Genomic DNA, 22,438 nt, shown 5'->3' with positions numbered 1-22,438 from the left:
TTAAAACGCCAATAACAAAGATAAGATTATGAAAAAAATACCACTAATAAGTTACATACTCTTTACTGTGCTGTGCTCTATCATAACCCAAGCGCACGCAGCAATTAAGTCTATAGATGAATTTACTGCCCAAATGAATCACTTTCCAGGGTACTTTTCGTTTTATTACGATACACAAAATGGCAAAGTGTTCTTAAAAGTAGATAAATTAGAACAGCAATTTTTACTTCAGCAGAGCTTACCTTATGGAGTTGGCTCAAACGATATTGGTCTAGATAGAGGCCAACTTGGTAATACGCACCTTGTGCAGTTTGAGCGTTTTGGCAATAAAGTAATGCTGCGCGCTGTAAATACTTACTATCGTGCTAATACCAATAATAAAGCCGAGCAACAAAGTATTAAAGAGGCCTTTGCATCAAGTATCTTAGCGGGCTTTAAAGTTGTTGCACAAGATAAAACCAGCGCATTGATTGACTATACACCTTATTTATTGAGTGATGTGCACGGGGTTAGTCGAAAATTAGCTGCACGTAAACAGGGTAATTTTAGCCTTGATGAATCACGCAGTGCTGTGTACATGAGTCGCTCAAAGGCGTTTGTAAAAAACACCGAGCTTGAAGCTGTATTAACGTTTAAAGGCACAAAGCCGGGTGAATTTGTTCGCCAAGTGAGTGCCGATGCATATGCACTTACGGTGCATATGCATCACTCCCTTATTAAATTACCCGATGATAATTACACGCCGCGCAAATTTGACCCGCAATCAGGGTATTGGAGTATTGAGCATAAAGACTATGCCGCTGCGCTTGATGAGTCCATGTTTGTGCGTTACATACCGCGTCACCGTTTAGCTAAAAAAGATCCAACTTTACCGATAAGTGAGCCCGTAGAGCCTATTATTTACTACCTAGACCCAGGCGTTCCTGAGCCAGTTAAAAGTGCCTTATTAGAAGGCGGTAAATGGTGGAATGATGCATTTAGTGCTGCTGGTTACAAAAACGCATTTGTAATAAAAGTACTGCCGAGTAATGCAGACCCTATGGATATCCGTTATAACGTAATTCAGTGGGTGCACCGTGCTACACGTGGTTGGTCATACGGAAGCTCTGTAATAGACCCTCGCACAGGTGAAATATTAAAAGGCCATGTTACGCTTGGTTCACTGCGTGTGCGCCAAGATATATTAATAGCCGAAGCACTTGCTGCTCCCTATTTAAAAGGGGACGAGGTAGCTAAAAACCTACAAGCAATGGCGCTTGATAGGATCCGTCAGTTAAGTGCCCACGAAATTGGTCATACACTGGGCATTGCGCATAATTTTGCGGCTTCGGTGGGTGATAGAGCCTCGGTTATGGATTACCCACACCCACTTCTTAGCTTTAACGAGCAAGGTGAACTTGACGTAACTCGAGGCTATGCAAGTGGTATGGGTGTATGGGATACCCAAGTTATTAAATATGGTTACAGCGACTTTACTAATCAGGACGAAAGCGCTGAACTTGCTGCAATAATAAAAGAGAACAAAGCCAAGGGGCTTGAGTTTATATCTGACAGTGACGCACGCGCTAAGGGCGGTGCACACCCTACAGCACACTTATGGGATAACGGTACTAACCCAGCGCAAGAGCTACTTAGAGTGCTTAATGTACGTAAAAAAGCGCTTTCGCAATTTGGCATTAACAACATTAAAACGGGCGATGCTCTTTCGCAGTTAGAAGAAAAACTTGTGCCGCTCTATTTATTTCATCGCTATCAAGTAGAGGCTGCAGTTAAACTTATAGCGGGGGTTAATTACGAGTACGAAACACGCGACAATTCACCTGTTAAGGGCGCACAAGTGGTTGCAAAAGCGCAGCAGCAAGAAGCGGTAAATGCTATTTTATCCACATTAAAACCCGCTAATTTAATTTTGCCCGAGTCAGTGTTAGCGCTTATTCCGCCAAAGGCCTATGGGGAGTCTAAATCGCGCGAAAGCATAACTGGACGCACAGGTTTAACACTTGATGCAATGGCTTTACCAGAAGTCGCTGCACAGCATAGCTTATCTTTATTATTAAACCCACAGCGTTTAAATCGTTTAGCTCAACAACAAGTGCGTAATTACAATTTCTATAGCTTAGATGAGTTGCTTGAGCAGCTTTACAGTCACGTGTTTAATGTGTCTTCACCTAATACGATGAAAGGTAAAGTCACTCAACGTGTACAGTTTTTAACTGCAAAAAATATAGCCGATTTAGTGGCAAGCGATAAAGTAAGCCCAGAGGTGCAAGCGCAGTTACGTTACTACTTAGTTAAGTTGAGTGATGAGTACAATCAAAATTCAATGCTGAGTAACACCAGTGTCGGCGAAAGCGCGTTTAAGCAGTATTTAGCAGAGCAAATTAAACAGTTTATAAAAGCTGGTAAGTGGCCTGAAAACTTTACTAATTTACCAATGCCACCAGGCTCACCAATATAATTTTACGTTTTAACTAATAGTGGCTACTTAACCTAGGGTTAGGTTGCTAAATAAGTAGCCACGTTGCTGTGCCTAAAAAGGCAAAAATACCAACAATATCAGTCACAGTTGTTAGTACAACACTGCCGGCAAGTGCAGGGTCTATATTCATTTTTTTCAATAAAATAGGAATACATGCGCCAGCAACACCCGCTACTACAAGATTCATAAACATAGCAAATGCGAGCACGCCGCCAAGCATAAAATCCCACTGCCAAAGTGCAATTACACCAGCAATAAGTAATGACCAAATAATCCCGTTTAATGCGCCTATGGCCAATTCTTTAGCCATTAAAAAACGTTGGTTAGTTTGATTAATGTGCCCCACAGCTATACCGCGAATAACCAGTGTTAAGGACTGACTACCTGCTACACCACCCATTGAGGGCACTATGCCATTGAGTACAGCTAAAATAGGGAGAATGTCTAAGGTACTTTCAAAAAAGCTGGCCACAAAGGCAGCAGCCAGGGCGGTAAGTAAGTTAACGCCAAGCCATACTGAGCGTTTTTTTGAACTTTTTAAAACAGGTGCAAAGGTATCTTCTTCATCATCAAGACCCGCTAAGCTTAATAAGCTATGCTCAGCATCTTCACGAATAACATCAACAATATCATCAATAGTGACACGTCCAAGCAAGTGTGCGTTATCATCGACTACCGGTGCAGATATCCAGTTGTGGCGTTCAAATAATTGAGCGACCTCACTTTCATCCATCGAGATAGGGATAGACTCACAGTCTTCATCCATTAAATCTTGAACAATTTTTTCAGGCGGATTAGTTAAAAGCGTACTAAGTGATAACGCACCTAAAAAGCAGTTGTGCTTATCAACAACGTATAAATCATCAGTGCCTTCTGGTAGCTCACCTCGCAGCCTAATATAACGCAGTACAACATCAAGTGTAACGTCTGGGCGAATGGTCACCGTATCGGTGTTCATTAGCGCGCCTGCAGAGCGTTCTTGGTATGATAAAGCCTGTGTCGCACGTTCACGGTCTTGCGTGTCCATCGCGCTAACTACATCTTTATACACGGTGTCAGGTAGGCTACGTAGTACTTCACCTAAATCATCGTGGCCCATATCCTCAGTGGCGGCGGCAATATGCTCAGGTTCCATTTGGGCAATGATGCCTAAACGTACATCTTCAGAGAGCTCTTCTAGCACGTCCCCTTGTACATCTGGGTCAACCAGCTGCCAAAGCATGCGTCTAATTTTATGCGGAGAGGATTCAAGTAAAAGGGCAGTATCACACGGGGCCGTTTTTGCTAGCATGCGTCTTACTTGAACAAATTGCCCACTATTAAGTGATTTAGTCACCTGTTTTAGTTGTTGCAGTGGGTAGTCTTGTTCAAACGCTTCTGGCATTGGCATCCTAATTTTTTATATACGAGGGGAGGCGATTAACCGCATTGTGATTAATCTAATTAAACACTATTCATTTACCAAGCTACACAAATCAGGGTATAAAGCAAAAATGTATGAGTAAGCTTGGTAATTAAACGTTTATTCTTGTTCGTTAAATCGCTGTGCGATTAATTGTCCGACCGCATGCAAAGCCTTTTCTGAGTCTGGGCCTTCACATACAACTTTAACTTCTTTGCCTTTACTACTTTCGAGTAGCATTAAGGCTAATACGCTATCACCAGCGGCTTCTTTATCATCTTGATGTAAGGTAATTTTAGCATCAAATTGCACAGCTAATTGCGCAAGGACCGTTGCCGCTCTGGCGTGTAAGCCTAATTTATTTTTTATTAAAAACGTGTCTTCACAACGCATAAATTACTATACCTAAACTGAACAGGTTATTATTTTAAGGTTACTTTTCTTGCTCACGGTGCCTAATTTTTACATTTGGATGTGTCATTGCAAAGCTCTCACCTATAGTTTGGGCTAAATAAACTGAGCGGTGTTGTCCACCCGTACAACCTATTGCAATAGTCAGGTAGCTGCGGTTATTGCGCTCTAAGTGTGGTAACCAAGTTTGTACAAATGTTTGAATTTGCCAAGTAAATTTTTGCACTATGCTGTGGTTTGCCAAAAAGTCTTTTACAGGTTGATCAAGACCTGTAAGCGGTTTAAGTTCAGGCTCCCAATGCGGATTTGGCAAAAAGCGAGCATCAAATACATAATCAGCTTCTTTAGGTATGCCGTGTTTAAAACCAAACGATTCAAACGTTACAATTAGTTGTTTATCTTTTTTTCCGAGTATTTTTTCGCGAATTGACTCAGCCAATTGGTGAACACTTAAATCAGTCGTATCAAGCATAAAGTCTGCGCGGGTTACAAGTACATCAAGCAGCTCTTTTTCTTTTTTTATTGCTAAGTCGAGCGGCAATGAATCGATGGATAAAGGGTGTAATCTGCGTGTTTCTGAAAAACGTTTTATGAGTGTTTGATCATCACTGTCTAAATAAAACAGAGTGGGTTTAGCAAAGTCCGGTAGGTACTCGAGAATATCGTTAAACTCGTCTTGTTCTTTGGGGATATTACGAACATCGATACTAACAGCTATTTTGTCATAGTTATCTGAAACACTACGTACTAAAGAGGGCAGCAGGTTGACCGGGATATTATCTACGCAATAATAGCCTAAATCTTCAACCACACGTAAAGCAACCGATTTACCTGAACCGGAACGGCCGCTTATGATTATTAACTCCATTTATAGCCCTTAGTATTTACTACGATTGATCAACAATTACTTGATACAGTTCTGCATCGGTTTTAGCGTTTCGCAGCTGTTTGCAAAATTCTCTATTGCTCAGTTTATCAGCTATGGTTGCTAGAGTCTTTAGGTGCTGCTGGTTATCGCCATCTGGTACGATGAGTGCAACAAAAATATCAACAGGACAGTTATCAATAGCATCAAAGTTTACAGGCTTGTCACTAACGAGTACTAACGCAAGCGGTTCTTCTACGCCACCCATTCTGCCATGCGGAATTGCGATACCGCGGCCAATACCCGTACTACCTAGTTTTTCTCTGCTAGCTAGCGCATTAAGAATATCCTGTTGCGGTAAGTAAGGGAGCTTTTCATGAGCCAGCTCACTGATAAATTCTAAAATTCTTTTTTTACTACTAAAAAGGACCGCAGCTTTGCTGCAGTCCTGGCATACTAATGTACTTAATTTCATAATATTAGTGTCTAGCAAGCTTCTCTTTATGTTTTATGACTTGACGATCGAGCTTGTCAATCAACGAGTCTATAGCAGCATACATATCTTGGTGCTCTGTTGAGGCAAATAAATCTGCGCCGCTTACATGAATAGTCGCTTCTGCTTTTTGGTTGAGTTTTTCTACATCGAGAATGACATGCACATTGCTAATATGATCTGAGTGCCTTTCTAGCTTTGCAAATTTATTATTTACATAGTCTCTAAGTGAATCAGTTACTTCTACGTGACGACCAGTTAGGTTTAGTTGCATAAGCATTTCCTCTTTGTTTTTTACGTCTTATATCAAACTCTTTCTCTGATTTGACGGTGGAATAGCTAGCGATTCACGGTATTTTGCTATTGTGCGTCTAGCTACTTTAATTCCTTGCTCTGCCAATATATCCGCAATTTTACTATCACTCAATGGTTTGGCTGAGTTTTCCGCGGCAATTAGCTTTTTAATTAAGGCACGTATTGCGGTTGACGAACATTCGCCGCCGTTTTCAGTGCTTACGTGGCTTGAGAAAAAATATTTAAGCTCAAAAATACCACGTGGCGTATGCATATATTTTTGCGTAGTAACACGCGAAATTGTTGATTCGTGCATTTCTACCATTTCAGCAACATCGTTTAAAACCATTGGTTTCATGGCTTCGGGGCCATGTTCAAAAAACGCTTGTTGCTGTTTTACAATACAGTTTGTTACTTTTAGCAGCGTGTCGTTTCTGCTTTCAAGACTTTTTATAAACCATTTAGCTTCTTGCAGATGAGAGCGAATAAACTGGCTATCTCCACTAGATTTTACGGTACGTGACATGGCCGCATACTGACTATTTACGCGTATTTTTGGCATGCTATCTGGGTTTAGCTCTACCACCCAACGGCCCTTAATTTTTTTAACTGATACATCCGGTATGACATACTCAGACTCTTCCCTTACTATTGTATCTGCAGGTTTTGGGTTGAGGGTATGTATAAGAGTCATGACCTCTTTAAGCTCGTCTTCTTTAAGCTTAGTCTTTTTCATTAATGTACGATAGTCGCGTGCCGCTAATAGATCAATGTGATCGGTTAAGATCATTTTAGTTTGTTCTATAAAAGGGGTGTCTTTATCAAACTGATTAAGCTGAATACACAAGCACTCCTGTAAGCTTCGCGCGGCTATACCTACAGGGTCGAATAATTGAATACGTTTTAAAACGGCTTCTATTTCATCCAGTTCAACCTCAACGTCGTCATCGTTTTCTTGGTTAAAGCTTTCTAAAATTTCTTCACAACTTAGCGTTAAAATACCCGAGTCATCTACAGCTTCTACAATGGCTATAGCAATAGCTTCATCAGTGGGGCTAAAAGGAGTAAGCTGAAGTTGCCACATTAAGTACTCATGTAGCGTTTCAGTAGAGGCGCCCTGATAAATAGACTCATCTTCTGGCATTGGGCCTGAAGATGCCGCAGGGGCTGCACTCATGTACTCATCCCAAGTTACATCCATCGCCATATCATCGCTAACGGTGTCTTTATTTAAAGCTTCACCACTGTCTTGCTCGTATTCACTGGTTGTATCATCAGCCGATGCGCTTACGGTTACATCATCCGTATCTGCTTTTTGTTCATTTTTTCCAGCCGACTCTTCCGTGTAATCTTGCTCTTCTACTTCTAATAGCGGGTTGCTATCCAGTGCTTCTTGTATTTCTTGCTGGAGATCCAATGTACTGAGCTGCAGCAAGCGAATCGCTTGTTGCAATTGTGGAGTCATTGTAAGTTGCTGGCCCATGCGCAGCTGTAATGATTGCCTCATGTATCTCTAACAATCCTTTTATGTTGTTATAATTAATATTAGCAGATGCTTGTAGGTGTGGCTTAAATGTTACAGCCTAAATTGCTCGCCTAAATAAACATCGCGTACAGTTTTGTCATTTAATACGTGTTCTGGGGTGCCAGATGCAATTAGCTCCCCATGAGAAACAATGTAGGCTTTTTCACAAACATCAAGGGTTTCTCTTACATTGTGATCGGTAATTAATACGCCAATGCCACGATTTTTAAGATGTTCTATTATTTTCTTTATATCTAACACTGAAATCGGATCAACACCAGCAAAAGGCTCATCCAACAAAATAAATTTAGGGTTCGCTGCGAGTGCTCTGGCTATCTCTACACGGCGGCGTTCACCACCAGAAAGCGCCATACCTTGGCTATCACGTATATGTTGAATGCTAAATTCATCAAGTAAGTTGTTAAGCGTTTCTTCTCGCGCGGCTTTATTTAGCTCTTTGCGCGTTTCTAAAATAGCCATTAAATTTTGATAAACTGTTAGCTTTCTAAATATAGATGACTCTTGCGGCAAATAGCCAATGCCTAAGCGAGCACGACTGTGCATAGGTAATAACGTGATGTCGTTATCATCAATAGATATTTTACCTTTGTCGCTAGGTACTAACCCTACAATCATGTAAAAGGTGGTGGTTTTACCTGCGCCATTAGGGCCTAATAAGCCCACTATGCTGCCGGCTTCTACCTCAAGGCCTACATTTTTTACAACTTGGCGGCCTTTATAGCTTTTTGCTAATAGTTCTGCTTTTAAGGTGCTCATGGTTGACCTTCGTTACCTGTTTTTTCTTTAATATTTGCTTCAACAGGCACTAAAATTGTGTGGACACGATCCGTTGAGTTTTCGTCTTTTTCTGCGCTAATAAGCTGCTGCTGCATATCGTAGGTAATACTTTTAGCATTAATTTTTTGACCGGCTTGCGCGACTTCGGCATCCCCAACAAGTGTTAAAAAGCGCTTTGCTACGTCGTAACGTACTTCGTTTGCACTGGCACTCATTACGGTACCATCGTCTTGTTTTTCTTCGAAGTAGGCAGGGCTGCCAGTGGCAATAAGCAGTTGTTTGTTATCCCCTAGGTCTTCACGTTTATGTACTTCGAGTCGGTCGGCTGTAATTTTGCGGTTCCCATGCACAATTTCGACGTTTTTTTCAAAAATACCTACGTTTTCTTTAAGTTGACCTTCTTGACGGTCTGCACTAATAGAAATTTGGTTTGCTGGCGGTTGAGCAGCAGGCTCAGCAGCAGAAGCGCTAAATGCCAGCATCAGCGATGGGATAATAAGTATTTTAGTGAGTTTATTGGTCATAATATATTGTTCGCGTATGGTTAATTAGTTTTATTACTGCGGTTTTTAAATCGGCTTCAAGGCCTTTACCGACAATCTTTAAATTTGGCCCAGTGACAACCACTGGCTGCTCAGAGCGCATTGTTAGCGCTTTAATGTCGACTTCGATGTTGTCGGCATTGATGTTATCTATCATGGCGTTATCAACTAAATTTTTGGCAACCACGTTGCCTTCTAAAATAAGTTGTTTATCTTCGTAAAGCGTTGCTTCGTCAGCGTTTATTCGCCATGTTTGTGTTTCGTTATATAAAGTAAAAATAGGCTTTTCAAAAAATGTAAAACCAAGTTGTTGGTACAGCTCCATTTTAGCCGCGGTAACTTTATGGCTTATTTTACCTTGCTCGTCATAGGTTGTTTGCTTAAGCTCTATAGCGGTGTAATCAGGCTTTGCAATGACTTCTGGTTCTTGCTCTGGTGCTACATTGCTTTGCGTAAAATAAGGGTACCAAAGCCAAACCATACAGCCGATGAATAACACACTGAGTATAACGCGTGCTGCATTCATGAACTGGTACCTTGTGTAGTAAGTGCTATACCGTTTTCGAGCATGAGTAAATCTGTGAGCTCTCTCACTGCACCAAAGCCACCAGGCATTTGTGTAGTGTAATGCGATAAGCGTTTAATTAGCGGGTGCGCATCGTTTACTGCGACGGCAAAACCAACGCGCTCCATGACGGGCATGTCAGGTCCATCATCGCCAATATAGGCTATTTGTTCATCAGTTAACTTTAAAGTGTTTTTGAGTTCTTGATAAGCAATAAGTTTGTCTTCTTGGCCTTGATAAATATGCTGTACGGTTAAGCTGCTCATGCGAGCTTGCACTATTTTTGAATGACGCCCCGTAATAACCGCAACTTCAAAACCGCTATTGATCAGTGCCTTAATGCCAAAACCATCTTTTGTATTAAATGCTTTTAACTCTTCGCCTTGGTTACCGAGGTAAATTCGGCCATCAGAAAATACACCATCAATATCGCATATGAGTAGTTTTACTTTTTTGGCGCGTGCTCTGGCATCATCGCTTAGCGGTTGATAGAGATCTTTAAATTGCATTTATAATACTCCTGCTTTTAAGAGGTCTTGCATATTTAAGGCGCCCACAGGCTGGTTTTGCTCATTAACTATGATTAAACCATTAATCCGCTTATTTTCCATTATATTTAGTGCTTCTGCTGCAAGCATATCGGCCGTGGCGGTGGTGCATGACTTAGTCATAACTTGGTTAATAGCGGTGTTATGTATATCAACTTTTTGCTCTAAAATACGACGTAAGTCGCCGTCGGTAAAAAGGCCAGCAAGCTGTTGATTGTTATCTACAATAGCAGTCATGCCTAGCCCTTTGGCAGACATTTCTATTAACGCGTCTTTAATTGTTTGCGTTACACCTATAATAGGGGTGTTTGTGCCGCTGTGCATTACATCTTTTAAAGTGAGCAACAATCGCTTACCTAAGCTGCCGCCAGGGTGAGAGAGTGCAAAGTCATCGGCGGTAAAACCGCGTGCTTCTAAAAGCGCAACCGCCATTGCATCACCCATTGCTAAAGTGGCTGTGGTGCTTGCTGTTGGCGCTAAACCTAACAAACATGCTTCTTGTTCTACCTTTATGCATACGTGCACATCGGCAAGTGTTGCCATAGTAGAAAGCGGGTTGCCCGTCATCGATATTATTTTTGCACCGAGGCGTTTTAGCACCGGAATAATATTTAGTACTTCACTGGTTTCGCCCGAGTTTGATATAAGCATAACCACATCATTTTTGGTTATCATGCCTAAATCACCATGACTTGCTTCGCCTGGGTGAACAAAAAAAGCAGGGCTGCCTGTACTGGCAAGGGTAGCAGCAATTTTATTACCAATATGGCCTGATTTACCCATACCAATAACAATAATGCGGCCTTGGCAATCAAACATGGCCTGACACGCATTATTAAAGTTTTCATCAACGTATTGTTTAATATCCGCAAGCGCTTGGCGTTCTATGTTTAATACGCGTAAACCTTGCTCTATAAAGTTTAGTTGTGCCATTGTTACCCTACTTGACTAAAAATATAACCTTGGTACGCCAAAAATGCGATGAGTAATAGACCACCTTCTACTCTATTGATACGCTGAGAACCTCTAAAGTTCAATGACATAATAATAAGCGCAAGCGTTGCACCCAACATAATAAGTATGTCGCGGTTTGCAAGTGATGGGTCGACCACTGATGGGTTAATAATACCTGCAAGCGGCAATACCGCTAGAATATTAAATATATTTGAGCCAACAATATTACCTAGCGCTAAATCGTCTTCGTTTTTAAGAACGCCTGCAACAGAAGCCGCAAGTTCAGGCAAGCTTGTGCCAATGGCAATAATAGTTAAACCAATAACTAAATCGCTTAAACCAAAGTATTTTGCTATATCGACAGCTGAACCAACTAAAAAATGGGAGCTTACAGGCAATAAAACCATACCGACAATAAGCCAAAATATTGCTTTTTTAGTGGGAACATCATTAGGGACTTCATCGCATGCTTCTGAAACAAATGGATCATCTTGGTTTTTAGCTCGTAGGGATACAATAATTAAACCACCAATAAACACAATAAAAGCGACTAATAAGGCGATACCTTCGGTGAGTGAAAAGTAGTTATCTGAAAACACATACCACGTAGCCAATGATGCCAACATTACGAGCGGCATTTCGCGTTTTAACGTACTTGAGGAAACACTCAGCGGGCGCAGCAGTGCAGTTATCCCTAACACAAGTAATATATTTGTTATATTTGAGCCCACCGCGTTACCTACCGCTGTGTCGGTTTTATTGGCCAGAGCAGCCGATGCAGACACCATCATTTCAGGGGCCGAAGAACCCATAGCAACAACCGTTAAGCCAACTATTAAAGTGGGCACTCCAAAGTTTTTAGCAAGCGCAGCCGCACCGTATACAAATCGGTCGGCGCTCCATACAAGTGCAGTAAAACCAAGAATTAAAATAACAAACGAGGTAACCATTATGTTAAGCCAGATGTTCAAAATACAGATGGCGCGAATAGTAACAAAAGCCAACATGAAAGTATAAGCAAAAGAGTGGGGTCTACTATAGCAGTGTGCGAATTTTATGCGCTTAAGCAAAGGTTAAGGCAATTTACTTCAGCCTTACAGCGCTTTTTGTAGGCGTATTACAAAATCTTACGAATTGTTTTTTCCATCTTGGTTAAAAAACCCTTAAAATAGGAGCACGAGTGAACATTGTTACGGAGAGCGACTTGTCGCAATCAATAGTAGAAGTCAAGGATGTTAGCTTTTCGCGAGGCGATAGAACCATATATAAAAATATGAGTTTTAGTGTTCCTAAAGGTAAGATAACAGCGATTATGGGGCCAAGCGGAATTGGCAAAACCACAATGCTACGCTTAATTGGTGGGCAGCTTAAGCCTGACGCCGGCGATATTTTATTCGAAGGTGGCAGTATTCCTAAAATGTCGCGCAAAGAGTTATATGCGGCACGAACCAAAATGAGCATGCTGTTTCAAAGCGGTGCGTTATTTACTGATATGTCGGTATTTGACAACATTGCATTTCCTCTGCGAGAGCATACCAAGTTAAGTGAAGCGTTAATAAAACTAGTCGTATTAATGAAACTGCAAGCAGTGGGTTTACGCGGCGCTAAAGACTTAATGCCTTCTGAGCTTTCTGGTGGTATGGCCAGACGAGCAGCACTTGCACGTGCTATTGCGCTGGACCCAGAGCTCATTATGTATGATGAGCCTTTTGCCGGCCAAGACCCAATATCTATGGGCGTATTGGTAAAGCTTATTAAGTCATTAAATGAAGTGCTAGGTTTATCATCCCTTATTGTAACCCACGATGTGACGGAGGTAATGAGTATTGCCGATCACGTTATTATTATTGCCGACCAAGGCGTAATAGGGGCAGGGACACCGGATGAAATGAGAAACCATGAATCTCCATTAGTACAGCAGTTTTTAAAAGGGTTATCGGATGGGCCTGTGCCATTTCATTACCCAGCACAAACGTATGCTGATGAGCTGTTAGGAGAAAACACTTAATGTTGGATTTATTTCAAAAGTTAGGTCATAAAACGCTAGGGCGTTTTGCAGCATTAGGGCGCTCTGCCACCATGCTTTTTAATGCACTGTGGAATATACCTAACTTTAAAAAAGGCACACCGCTGTTAGTACGACAACTTTATATGGTTGGTTCGCAATCATTATTAATTATTATGGTGTCGGGTTTGTTTATTGGTATGGTGCTTGCGCTGCAAGGGTATACCGTACTAGTAGGCTATGGTGCCGAAGACAGCTTAGGCCCATTAGTTGCGCTTAGTTTGTTACGTGAATTAGGTCCTGTGGTAACCGCGCTATTATTTGCGGGGCGCGCCGGCAGTGCACTAACCGCAGAAATTGGTTTAATGAAAGCCACCGAACAACTCTCTTCACTAGAAATGATGGCCATTGACCCTCTTAAGCGCATTATTGCTCCGCGTTTTTGGGCTGGTTTTATTAGTATGCCATTGCTTGCACTTATTTTTTCTGCGGTTGCCATTATCGGTGCTCATTTAGTTGGGGTTGATTGGTTAGGCGTAGATACCGGCAGCTTTTGGTCGATAATGCAATCGCAAGTATCGTTTCAAGAAGATGTATTAAACGGCATGATCAAAAGTTTTGTATTTGCCATGGTAGTGACCTGGATTGCGCTTTATAAGGGCTACGATTGTATTCCAACCTCAGAAGGGATCAGTAAAGCAACAACAGAAACAGTTGTTCACTCATCACTGGCAGTATTAGGGTTTGACTTTATTTTGACAGCGGTAATGTTTACCAGCTAATAGGGTATAGATAATGAATTCACGGAAATTAGAGATTTTAGTTGGCTTTTTTGTCGCATTAGGCATTTTAGCGTTTGCAATGTTAGCACTTAAAGTGGCTAATTCGGGTATTAGCGGGTCGGGCGAAACCTACACGCTAAATGCAAAGTTTGAAAATATTGGCTCACTTAAAGCACGCGCGCCGGTAAAAGTAGGCGGCGTAGTAATTGGGCGTGTTGAATCTATTTATGTCCATCCGCAGGAGTTTTTGCCTGTGGTCAATATGACTATTGATGCACAGTATTTATGTCGTTTTTCAGACACGAGCTCAATCTCAATTTTAACATCGGGAATTTTAGGGGAGCAGTACTTAGGTATTCACCCTGTTATTTCTCCTAACGCAGCAGAACAACGCTGTTTAGGTGAAACAGTGACCGAAAACGCGCAAGATCAAGCAATCGACGAGTTATTTGGCGTAGAAAGCAAAGCGCTAGGTGATGGTGATTCAATCACAGATACGAAGTCTGCACTTGTTTTAGAAGAGTTAATTGGGCAGTTTTTATTCAACCAAGGTAGTGAGTAATTATTATGTTGAAACAGTTTTTAGCCGTTATTGCACTTGGTGCAACCCTTGCTGTGCAAAGTGTTAGCGCAGCCGAAGTAAAATTGACAGATCCTAATAAAATGGTACGCCAAGTATCAGAGCATACTTTTGAGCGGATTAAAAAAGATCAACCGCTTATCGTTAAAGATAAAGAATACCTTCGTGTTATTGTAGAAGAAGAGTTAATGCCTTACATAGACTACAAATATGCAGCATTACGCGTATTAGGTAGTGAAGTGTCTAAAGTACGTGCGATTAAAGATGAAGCGCAAAAAGCCAAAGCGATAAAAGACATCCAAGAATTTATTGGTGCGTTTAGAAGTTATTTAGTCGCAACTTACGCTGGGGTATTTACTCAATATACAGACCAACATGTTGAGTTTGGTGCAGCACAACCATTTAAAGGAAAAGATGTGGTTGTAGTAAAAACTAAAATCATTGAAGATGGTAAACCTGACATAAAAATTGATTTTAAAGTGCGTGAAGATCGCAGTGGCGAGTGGCGTGCATACGATATGATTGCAGAAGGAATTAGCTTACTTGATGCAAAACAAAGTGAGCTACAAGGTATTTTGCGCCAGCAGGGTATTGCGCATGTAAGCAAATTACTAGAGCAAAAGAGTCAGCTACCTGTGCAATTTAGAGGCAACAACAGCAATGACTAAATTGGCAATTAGCCAAGTTGATGAGCAGCATTATAGGGTAAGTGGTGAACTTACCCGCAGCTCAATTGGCAATGAACCGCTTCTGAACGTCCAGTCATTAAGTAAGCATAAAACCATCTATTTTGACCTTTGTGAGGTCATGAGGGTTGACACAGCGGGCTTAGCTTGGTTAATTCACTCTTTTGCTGAATTTAAGCAACAGGGCACACGCCTTGAATTGCAAAACCCACCTGAGCAATTGCAAAATTTAATGCAATTAGGTCAGGTAACAACTTTATTTGAGTGAGAGTTATGGAAACTAGCCAAGTCGAAACGTTATTACGCGATGAACTTCAATTATCTGAAGTAAAAGTAAAAGCCAATGGTAGCCATTATGAAGTAATTGCGGTAGGTGAGTGCTTTGACGGTTTAAGCCGCGTTAAAAAGCAACAGCTAGTTTATGGCCCATTAATGAATACTATTTCAGACGGTACAATTCACGCTGTATCAATTCGTGCATTTACGCCAACTGAGTGGAAGCGTGAACAAAAATTTATTTTACCTCAATAGTTAAGGCCTCTTAATGGATCAGTTTGTAATTCAAGGTGGCACTTCACTTGCTGGTGAAGTAACTATTTCTGGCGCTAAAAATGCCGCATTACCAATTTTGTTCGCTGCATTGCTTGGCGACGGTAAGAGTACATTTACGAATGTACCTCGCCTTCGCGATATTGTAACCACCGAAGCGCTTTTAAGCACCTTAGGCGCGACCGTAAATTGGCAAGGCGATACACTCTACATTGACGGTGCAACCGTTAACAAAACGCTTGCTCCTTATGATTTAGTTAAGCAGATGCGCGCTTCTGTTTTAGCCCTAGGGCCTTTAGTGGCACGTTTTGGTGAGGCGCAGGTATCGCTACCTGGTGGGTGTGCAATAGGCGCCCGCCCAGTTGATATACATATTCAAGGTTTAGAGCGCATGGGCGCGCAAATAAACGTTGAAAACGGTTATATCAATGCAAAAGTAGAAGGTCGTCTTAAAGGCGCTGAAATTTTTATGGAAATGGTGAGTGTTGGCGCAACCGAAAACTTACTAATGGCCGCAGCACTTGCCGATGGTAAAACGGTACTTGAAAACGCAGCACGCGAGCCTGAAATTATTGACCTTGCCAATTGCCTAATTGCAATGGGTGCAAAAATTACTGGTGCAGGTACAAGCCGTATAGAAATTGATGGCGTAGAGCGTTTAGGCGGCTGTGAGCACAGTATTTTACCTGACCGCATTGAAACAGGCACTTTTTTAGTTGCAGCAGCAATGGCTGCAGGCGAAGTACTTTGTAAAAAAACAGATTATCATTCACTTGAGCCTGTTATTGAAAAATTACGTGCCGCGAATGCATTAGTTGAAGTAAACGATGACAGCATTTATTTAGATATGCGTAATCGTGAGCTTAAAGCCGTTAATATTAAAACCATGCCTCACCCTGGTTTTCCAACCGACATGCAAGCGCAGTTTACCGCGTTAAATGTAGTGGCTAATGGCAGTGCAACAATTACCGAAACCATTTTTGAAAACCGTTTTATGCATGTACCTGAATTACAACGCATGGGCGCTAATATTCGTTTAGAAGGGCACACGGCTATTTGTGGTGAAACGCAAAGTTTAAGTGGTGCTCAGGTAATGGCAACTGATTTACGTGCCTCTGCAAGCTTAATTTTAACCGGTATAGTGGCGCAAGGTGAAACGGTAGTCGATCGTATTTACCACGTAGACCGAGGCTATCAACGCATTGAAGATAAACTCAGTGGCTTAGGCGCTAATATTAAGCGCAGAAGTAGCTAATACCCATTCGCAATAATATTTATTTGCTTTGAGGTGAGGGCAAACTTGCTCGTTAAATTAAGCACACTGGGTTAAAGACAGTTTACTTTAGACATAAAAAAGGTCGGATACGCGTATTGCTATCCGACCTTTTTATTGTCACTTTGGTTAGAGTTTAGTCTCGAGTTCTGCAACTCTAACCATTATTTTTTTTATTTTACCGTTTCGATACAGCTCAAATTCTATTTCTTTACCGGGCTGTGTATTGCCTATTTTTTCGAGTACTTTTTGCGGGTTGGCAACGCTTAATCCTGCAATTTTAATAACAATATCTTGCTCTTCAATGCCAGCTTGCCATGCAGGGCCTAATGGGTCTAAATTGGTGATTCGCATGCCTGCAACCGGTGTTAGACTGTCGTTTACTTCTTTGCCTGTGCTATCAACAGCCGTGCCTTCAAACCCTAAATAACCACGTACTACACGGCCATGGCGTATCAGCTTTGCCATTACTTCTTTAGCCAGCGAATAGGGAACAGCAAAAAATATTCCTTGGATATTTAGGTTTTCACGGGTTTTAAACTGCGCAGACGTAATTCCCACTAAATCACCATTAGAATTAACTAAGGCGCCACCAGAGTTACCTACATTTATAGCGGCATCCATTTGTAATAGGTTGTTGTAAGGGCTATCGGTAATTTTTTGTTTACCGGTGGCGCTGATTATACCTTGGGTGATGGTTTGCCCTAAATTGAGTGGGTTACCTATGGCTAGTACTACATCGCCTACACTTGTGGTGTAATTGTCGTTTACCGGAATAACGGGCAGGTGATCGGCGTTAATTTTTAATAAGGCTAAGTCGGTAATAGTGTCAAAGCCAATTAACTGCACATCAAAAAAGCGTCGGCCATCGGTTAATATAACCAAAATTTGATCTGCATTATTTATGACGTGGTAGTTAGTTAAAATGTAACCATCTTGGGTCATAATAACCCCAGAGCCCAGCTCTTGAACGGTGTTTTGTTGCTTATACCTAGGCTCTTTAGAAATACTTTCCGAAAAAATGGTTACCACCGACGGTGCAGCACGTTTAACCGCGTCAGAAAAACTAAGATGATTTGAGCTCATAGCACTGGGCAAGGGAACATTAGGGAGTAAAGAGGCGCGCATATTAGGGCTGAAAAAAACCACTAAAAAAGCGATACCTAAACCGACAAACAAGGGGGGAAGTACAAATTTTAGTAATTTCAGCACGAGATTCTTATTGTTAGTGAGCAATTCTTTATGATGGCACAAAAAAAATAACAGCGGCAAGTGCTGCTGTTATTTTTATTGCTTATTTATAGTGTGTTACTTATTGAATAAGTACAAAGATAGACTCTCTGCCACGTTTAACGCCAAGTACAATATTACCTTGGGTATCTTCGATAATTTTGTTCATTTGACGAATGTTTTCTACGCGTTGGCGGTTAACTTGTACAATAATATCACCTTCTTCAAGACCTACGCGTGCCGAAGGAGAGCGCGGATCTACTGTGGCTACTTCAATACCTTTAGTGCCATTTTTTTGCACGTTTTCAAGCGTTGCACCTTGGAATGCAGGATGCAGTTCATCGCCTGCAGCTGTTACACCCGATGCGCCATCAAGGGTCACCTTAATAGTTTTTACTTTGCCATCGCGGTAAATACCTAATTTAACTTCACGGCCTTCACCTAAAGTCGCTATTTTGCTACGCAGCTCATGGAAGCCACTAATATCGCTACCATTAATACTAATAATAACATCGCCAGCTTTAATACCTGCTTTACTTGCTGCGGTATCATCCATTACTTGCATAACGTAAGCCCCTTGTTTAACGTCAAGTTGCTGTGCTTTTGCAAGGCCTGCATCAAGTGGGCGGCCAGAAATACCCAGTGAGCCACGGCGAACTTCGCCATGTTCAATAATTTGGTCGACTAGGTTTTTCATCATATTTGATGGAATAGCAAAGCCAATACCTACATTTCCTCCCGAGGCACCTAAAATAGCAGTATTAATACCAATGAGTTCACCATTTAAATTAACTAAAGCGCCTCCTGAGTTACCTTGGTTAATAGCCGCATCGGTTTGAATAAAGTCTTCATAGCCTTCAATATTTAAACCACTACGCCCTAATGCACTTACAATACCTGAGGTTACGGTATGGCTTAAACCAAATGGATTACCAATGGCCACTGCAAAGTCGCCGACACGCAATTTATCTGAATTAGCGAGTTTAACCGCGGTTAAATCATCTGCATCTATTTGTAATAATGCAATATCAGACTCTTTATCTGTACCTATTTTAGTCGCTTCAAATTCACGGCCATCTTCTAGCGTCACCACCATTTTTTCGGCATCTTGAATTACGTGATTATTTGTTACGACATAACCTTCATCGGCATCAATAATAACCCCTGAGCCTAACCCACTAAATTGACGTTTTTGGCTACGTGGTTGAGGGTTGCCAAAAAAGTATTCAAGGGGGTCTGCACGACGACGTACTTCTTTTGACCCAGAAACCTGAATGCTCACAACGCCTGGAGTAATTTGCTCAAGCATAGGCGCAAGTGTAGGTAATTGTTGGCCGTTAACAGCAATAGGTAGTTTTGCATAAGAGGCCATAGGGCTTAATAATAAGCTTGTAGATAAGATTGCAGCACTAATAAGTGATAATTTCATTTTCATAGTCAGGGTGTACTCCACATCACAGGAAAAGCAAAAAGGCTGCATAAGCAGCCTCTTCGAATTTAAATATAAAGCTGTTACATTTAAAGACTATGGGGTCAAAAAAAAGTTCCTCAAGATAGCACTAACATTTTAGCGTGCATCGTATATTAAGAGGCTTTTACTGTTTTTGAATCGCTATTTTGTCCTGCAAACAAACCAGACTCGCCCGATACGTAATCGGCAGGTTGTGCCTGTGCAGATGAACGGTCAACTTCGCGTTCTTTTAAAGACGCTTGTAATTGCTCAGTTGTTTCTTTAGAGAAAAACGGCTCACTAGGGGCTTTGTTTTTATCATCAAGTAATAGTTGATTAGTTTCTTCAACATGGCTGAGTAGTTGGTCGTAATTTTCTTTCATTTTATTCACAAGCTTACCCGTGCTTGCTAAATGATCAGCCACATCTTGGCGATACTGCTCAAGCGCGTTTTGTGCTTGCTCTGCTTGTTCTTTTAATTCATCTTGTTTAAATTGTTTTTTAGTAACGAATGCACCAACAAAAAATGCCACTACAGCAGTAATGACAATTAAACCTACCCACGTAACTGTGCCCATAACTTTACCCCTTTGGGAAAAAATATCTAATAATGCCTGATTCAAATATAAATCATCCTGTAGGTAATATACCCCGAGTTAAGATGCGTGTTAATATGCTGAGCAAATTAAACTGTGTTTAAAATGTAATTAGATATGACTCCTTGGCAAACTTACCAGCAAGATCTTAAGCGCGATGACTTTGTACATGACCAAGCACAAGAAAATGCAGTGCGCCATTTACAACGTTTATACGATGACCTGACAAATAAAAAACCGCAGCAGCAAGGTTTTTTTGCAAAGTTGTTTAATAAAAACGAACCTGAGTCAATAAAAGGGCTTTATTTTTGGGGCGGTGTAGGGCGTGGTAAAACCTATCTAGTCGATACCTTTTATGAGGCACTGCCAGGTGAGCGTAAAATGCGCGTGCATTTTCATCGCTTTATGCACCGAGTTCACGATGAACTAAAAAAACTCAATAATAAAAGTAACCCGCTAGAAATTGTTGCCGACATATTTAAAGCCGAAACCGACATTATCTGTTTTGATGAATTTTTTGTGCAAGATATTACCGATGCCATGTTACTCGGCGGCTTAATGCAGGCATTATTTGCACGCAATATCGTATTAGTCGCTACCTCTAATATAGTACCTGATGATTTATATAAAAACGGCCTGCAACGTGCGCGTTTTATTCCGGCCATTGAACTGGTAAAAGCGAACACAGAAATAGTAAACGTAGACTCTGGTATTGATTATCGCTTGCGTACCCTTGAGCAAGCCGAAATATTTCACAGCCCATTAGATGAGCAAGCCGATAAAAACTTATTTGAATATTTTGATAAACTCTCGCCAGAGGCGGGGGAATGTGACCAACCCATAGAAATAGAAGGGCGCTTAATCAACACACGCAAAGTGGCTAAGTGTGTAGTGATGTTTGAATTTAGCGAATTGTGCGAAACCGCACGTAGCCAAGTCGATTACATGGAAATTAGCCGTTTATATAACACCGTTATACTTTCTAATGTAAAACAGCTTGGGCAAAATAATGACGATGCAGCTAGGCGCTTTATAGCCTTAGTGGATGAATTTTACGAGCGCCATGTCACCTTGATTATTTCGGCTGAAAAGCCAATTACTGAGCTATATACGCAGGGCAACCTTAACTTTGAATTTAAACGTTGTATTAGTCGCCTTCAAGAAATGCAGTCATTAGAGTATTTAGCAAAAGAGCATTTATCGTAGCGCCAGTTTATAAGCGCGTAATAACTCTTTTAACCGGCTTTATTGTGTTTTTATATCAATACATAAATTTTTGTAATTTTCTTGTGGAAAAAACAACCGCTCGGTAGCAATGTGTTTTAAGTGCTGGTATACTCCCGCGTCTGCCACGTTGCGTTCTATGTCCTCATATAGTTTAGCCACTTGTGAGCGGCGCTAAAGTCTAAAACTCGAAGGGGTTATAGCATACTTAGAGCGGTAGTTAATAATAACTGCCTGTGGTTTTAATTGAAAAACATTGGATTTTTATAAATGAAAACGTTTGTTGCTAAACCAGAAACAGTAAAACGTGACTGGTACGTAGTTGACGCTGAAGGTAAAACTTTAGGTCGCATCGCTACTGAAATCGCTCATCGCCTACGCGGTAAGCATAAAGCTGAATACACTCCACACGTAGATACTGGTGATTACATCATCGTTATCAACGCTGAGAAAGTTACTGTAACTGGTAACAAATTCAAAGATAAAGTGTACTACGCTCATACTGGTTTCCCAGGTGGTCTTAAGTCTACTACTTTTGATAAACTTCAAGCTGCAAAGCCTGAAATGATCATCGAAAAAGCTGTTAAAGGCATGTTGCCACGTGGTCCTTTAGGCCGCGCAATGTACCGTAAACTTAAAGTTTACGCAGGTACTGAGCACAACCATGCTGCACAACAGCCTCAGGTTCTAGACATTTAAGGAGCACTATCATGGCAAATCAATACTACGGTACAGGTCGTCGTAAAAGTTCAAGTGCTCGCGTATTCTTACGCCCAGGCACTGGTAACATCGTAATCAACAAGCGCTCTTTAGAAGAGTACTTTGGTCGCGAAACAGCACGCATGGTTGTTCGTCAAGCTCTTGAGCTTGTTGACATGACTGAAAAATTTGACCTTCACATCACCGTTGCCGGTGGTGGTACAACTGGTCAAGCTGGTGCTATCCGTCACGGTATCACTCGTGCACTTATGGAGTTTGACGAGTCATTACGTCCACAACTTCGTAAAGCAGGTTTTGTTACACGTGATGCACGTAAAGTTGAACGTAAGAAAGTGGGTCTTAAGAAAGCGCGTAAGCGTCCACAGTTCTCAAAACGTTAATTTTTACGTTATCAAGAATTCAAAAACCCAGCTTATGCTGGGTTTTTTGTTTTTGGCATTTAAATTTAAGTACTTACCTACCTCCAG

The 22,438-nt window shown here is 41.3% G+C and carries 26 protein-coding genes; 11 read left to right on the top strand and 15 right to left on the bottom strand.

The window, feature by feature from the left end:
• Positions 1-28: 28 nt before the first annotated feature.
• Positions 29-2,458 carry a zinc-dependent metalloprotease gene (locus AN391_RS04095; RefSeq protein ID WP_055014218.1) on the top strand — a complete coding sequence of 810 codons (2,430 nt, stop codon included), beginning with the start codon at positions 29-31 and terminating at the stop codon, positions 2,456-2,458.
• Positions 2,459-2,504: 46 nt separating this feature from the next.
• On the opposite strand, the gene mgtE is transcribed toward AN391_RS04095, so the two are convergent.
• From mgtE to AN391_RS04035, 12 genes are all read right to left on the bottom strand, one after another.
• Positions 2,505-3,863 (bottom strand): magnesium transporter, encoded by a 1,359-nt coding sequence (gene mgtE / locus AN391_RS04090; protein ID WP_055014217.1) that lies wholly within the window; start codon positions 3,861-3,863, stop codon positions 2,505-2,507.
• 138 nt (positions 3,864-4,001) lie between these two features.
• Complete coding sequence (locus tag AN391_RS04085) at positions 4,002-4,274, bottom strand: HPr family phosphocarrier protein (protein WP_055014216.1); 273 nt, start codon at positions 4,272-4,274, stop codon at positions 4,002-4,004.
• A 40-nt stretch (positions 4,275-4,314) separates the two neighbouring features.
• Positions 4,315-5,160, bottom strand: a complete 846-nt coding sequence (rapZ, locus tag AN391_RS04080) for an RNase adapter RapZ (protein WP_055014215.1) — start codon at positions 5,158-5,160, stop codon at positions 4,315-4,317.
• A gap of 19 nt (positions 5,161-5,179) precedes the next feature.
• Complete coding sequence (locus tag AN391_RS04075) at positions 5,180-5,632, bottom strand: PTS sugar transporter subunit IIA (protein WP_055014214.1); 453 nt, start codon at positions 5,630-5,632, stop codon at positions 5,180-5,182.
• A 4-nt stretch (positions 5,633-5,636) separates the two neighbouring features.
• Positions 5,637-5,924, bottom strand: coding sequence for a ribosome hibernation promoting factor (hpf, locus tag AN391_RS04070; protein WP_004589084.1), 288 nt, complete (start codon positions 5,922-5,924; stop codon positions 5,637-5,639).
• Between the two features lie 27 nt (positions 5,925-5,951).
• Positions 5,952-7,451: an RNA polymerase factor sigma-54 gene (locus tag AN391_RS04065; protein ID WP_055014213.1), complete on the bottom strand. Its 1,500-nt coding sequence runs from the start codon at positions 7,449-7,451 to the stop codon at positions 5,952-5,954.
• A gap of 69 nt (positions 7,452-7,520) precedes the next feature.
• Entirely contained in the window at positions 7,521-8,246 is a 726-nt protein-coding gene (gene lptB / locus AN391_RS04060; protein ID WP_004589086.1) for an LPS export ABC transporter ATP-binding protein, read from the bottom strand.
• The gene (lptA, locus tag AN391_RS04055; protein ID WP_055014212.1) at positions 8,243-8,791 is read right to left on the bottom strand and encodes a lipopolysaccharide transport periplasmic protein LptA; all 549 of its coding nucleotides are present in this window, start codon (positions 8,789-8,791) and stop codon (positions 8,243-8,245) included. The genes lptB and lptA overlap by 4 nt, the downstream gene beginning before the upstream one ends.
• On the bottom strand, positions 8,781-9,335 hold the full coding sequence (gene lptC, locus AN391_RS04050; RefSeq protein ID WP_055014211.1) for an LPS export ABC transporter periplasmic protein LptC: 555 nt from the start codon (positions 9,333-9,335) through the stop codon (positions 8,781-8,783). Before lptC ends, lptA begins: the two co-directional genes overlap by 11 nt.
• Entirely contained in the window at positions 9,332-9,883 is a 552-nt protein-coding gene (gene kdsC / locus AN391_RS04045) for a 3-deoxy-manno-octulosonate-8-phosphatase KdsC (protein ID WP_055014210.1), read from the bottom strand. Before kdsC ends, lptC begins: the two co-directional genes overlap by 4 nt.
• On the bottom strand, positions 9,884-10,855 hold the full coding sequence (locus AN391_RS04040; protein ID WP_055014209.1) for a KpsF/GutQ family sugar-phosphate isomerase: 972 nt from the start codon (positions 10,853-10,855) through the stop codon (positions 9,884-9,886).
• Positions 10,856-10,857: 2 nt separating this feature from the next.
• On the bottom strand, positions 10,858-11,826 hold the full coding sequence (locus AN391_RS04035) for a calcium/sodium antiporter (RefSeq protein WP_055014208.1): 969 nt from the start codon (positions 11,824-11,826) through the stop codon (positions 10,858-10,860).
• A 254-nt stretch (positions 11,827-12,080) separates the two neighbouring features.
• Between AN391_RS04035 and mlaF the strand changes: the two genes are divergently transcribed.
• The 7 genes from mlaF to murA are packed head-to-tail and all read left to right on the top strand — an operon-like array spanning position 12,081 to position 16,733.
• Positions 12,081-12,884 (top strand): phospholipid ABC transporter ATP-binding protein MlaF, encoded by an 804-nt coding sequence (gene mlaF, locus AN391_RS04030; protein WP_082422676.1) that lies wholly within the window; start codon positions 12,081-12,083, stop codon positions 12,882-12,884.
• The gene (gene mlaE, locus AN391_RS04025) at positions 12,884-13,663 is read left to right on the top strand and encodes a lipid asymmetry maintenance ABC transporter permease subunit MlaE (RefSeq protein WP_055014206.1); all 780 of its coding nucleotides are present in this window, start codon (positions 12,884-12,886) and stop codon (positions 13,661-13,663) included. Before mlaF ends, mlaE begins: the two co-directional genes overlap by 1 nt.
• Positions 13,664-13,676: 13 nt before the next feature.
• On the top strand, positions 13,677-14,225 hold the full coding sequence (mlaD, locus tag AN391_RS04020) for an outer membrane lipid asymmetry maintenance protein MlaD (RefSeq protein WP_004589094.1): 549 nt from the start codon (positions 13,677-13,679) through the stop codon (positions 14,223-14,225).
• A 5-nt stretch (positions 14,226-14,230) separates the two neighbouring features.
• Positions 14,231-14,911: a phospholipid-binding protein MlaC gene (locus tag AN391_RS04015; RefSeq protein ID WP_055014205.1), complete on the top strand. Its 681-nt coding sequence runs from the start codon at positions 14,231-14,233 to the stop codon at positions 14,909-14,911.
• Positions 14,904-15,197 carry a lipid asymmetry maintenance protein MlaB gene (locus AN391_RS04010; protein WP_055014204.1) on the top strand — a complete coding sequence of 98 codons (294 nt, stop codon included), beginning with the start codon at positions 14,904-14,906 and terminating at the stop codon, positions 15,195-15,197. The genes AN391_RS04015 and AN391_RS04010 overlap by 8 nt, the downstream gene beginning before the upstream one ends.
• Positions 15,198-15,202: 5 nt before the next feature.
• Positions 15,203-15,460, top strand: a complete 258-nt coding sequence (locus tag AN391_RS04005; RefSeq protein WP_004589097.1) for a BolA family protein — start codon at positions 15,203-15,205, stop codon at positions 15,458-15,460.
• 13 nt (positions 15,461-15,473) lie between these two features.
• Positions 15,474-16,733 carry a UDP-N-acetylglucosamine 1-carboxyvinyltransferase gene (gene murA / locus AN391_RS04000; protein WP_055014203.1) on the top strand — a complete coding sequence of 420 codons (1,260 nt, stop codon included), beginning with the start codon at positions 15,474-15,476 and terminating at the stop codon, positions 16,731-16,733.
• A 147-nt stretch (positions 16,734-16,880) separates the two neighbouring features.
• Here the strand turns inward: murA and AN391_RS03995 are convergent, their stop codons facing one another.
• The 3 genes from AN391_RS03995 to AN391_RS03985 form a co-directional block, all read right to left on the bottom strand.
• Complete coding sequence (locus AN391_RS03995) at positions 16,881-17,963, bottom strand: trypsin-like peptidase domain-containing protein (RefSeq protein WP_055014202.1); 1,083 nt, start codon at positions 17,961-17,963, stop codon at positions 16,881-16,883.
• Positions 17,964-18,063: 100 nt separating this feature from the next.
• Positions 18,064-19,416, bottom strand: a complete 1,353-nt coding sequence (locus AN391_RS03990; protein ID WP_055014201.1) for a Do family serine endopeptidase — start codon at positions 19,414-19,416, stop codon at positions 18,064-18,066.
• 149 nt (positions 19,417-19,565) lie between these two features.
• Positions 19,566-20,009: a YhcB family protein gene (locus AN391_RS03985; protein ID WP_055014200.1), complete on the bottom strand. Its 444-nt coding sequence runs from the start codon at positions 20,007-20,009 to the stop codon at positions 19,566-19,568.
• A 135-nt stretch (positions 20,010-20,144) separates the two neighbouring features.
• Between AN391_RS03985 and zapE the strand changes: the two genes are divergently transcribed.
• The 3 genes from zapE (at position 20,145) to rpsI (ending at position 22,351) form a co-directional block, all read left to right on the top strand.
• On the top strand, positions 20,145-21,233 hold the full coding sequence (gene zapE / locus AN391_RS03980) for a cell division protein ZapE (RefSeq protein ID WP_055014199.1): 1,089 nt from the start codon (positions 20,145-20,147) through the stop codon (positions 21,231-21,233).
• Between the two features lie 288 nt (positions 21,234-21,521).
• A complete protein-coding gene (rplM, locus tag AN391_RS03975) occupies positions 21,522-21,950 on the top strand; it encodes a 50S ribosomal protein L13 (protein WP_004589103.1) in 429 nt (142 codons plus the stop codon).
• 8 nt (positions 21,951-21,958) lie between these two features.
• Positions 21,959-22,351 (top strand): 30S ribosomal protein S9, encoded by a 393-nt coding sequence (rpsI, locus tag AN391_RS03970; RefSeq protein WP_024600778.1) that lies wholly within the window; start codon positions 21,959-21,961, stop codon positions 22,349-22,351.
• The last annotated feature ends 87 nt before the right edge of the window (positions 22,352-22,438 follow it).

It is taken from the genome of Pseudoalteromonas sp. P1-13-1a, from assembly GCF_001401875.1.
GTDB lineage: Bacteria > Pseudomonadota > Gammaproteobacteria > Enterobacterales > Alteromonadaceae > Pseudoalteromonas.
This window is presented reverse-complemented; position numbering and strand designations above follow the sequence as displayed.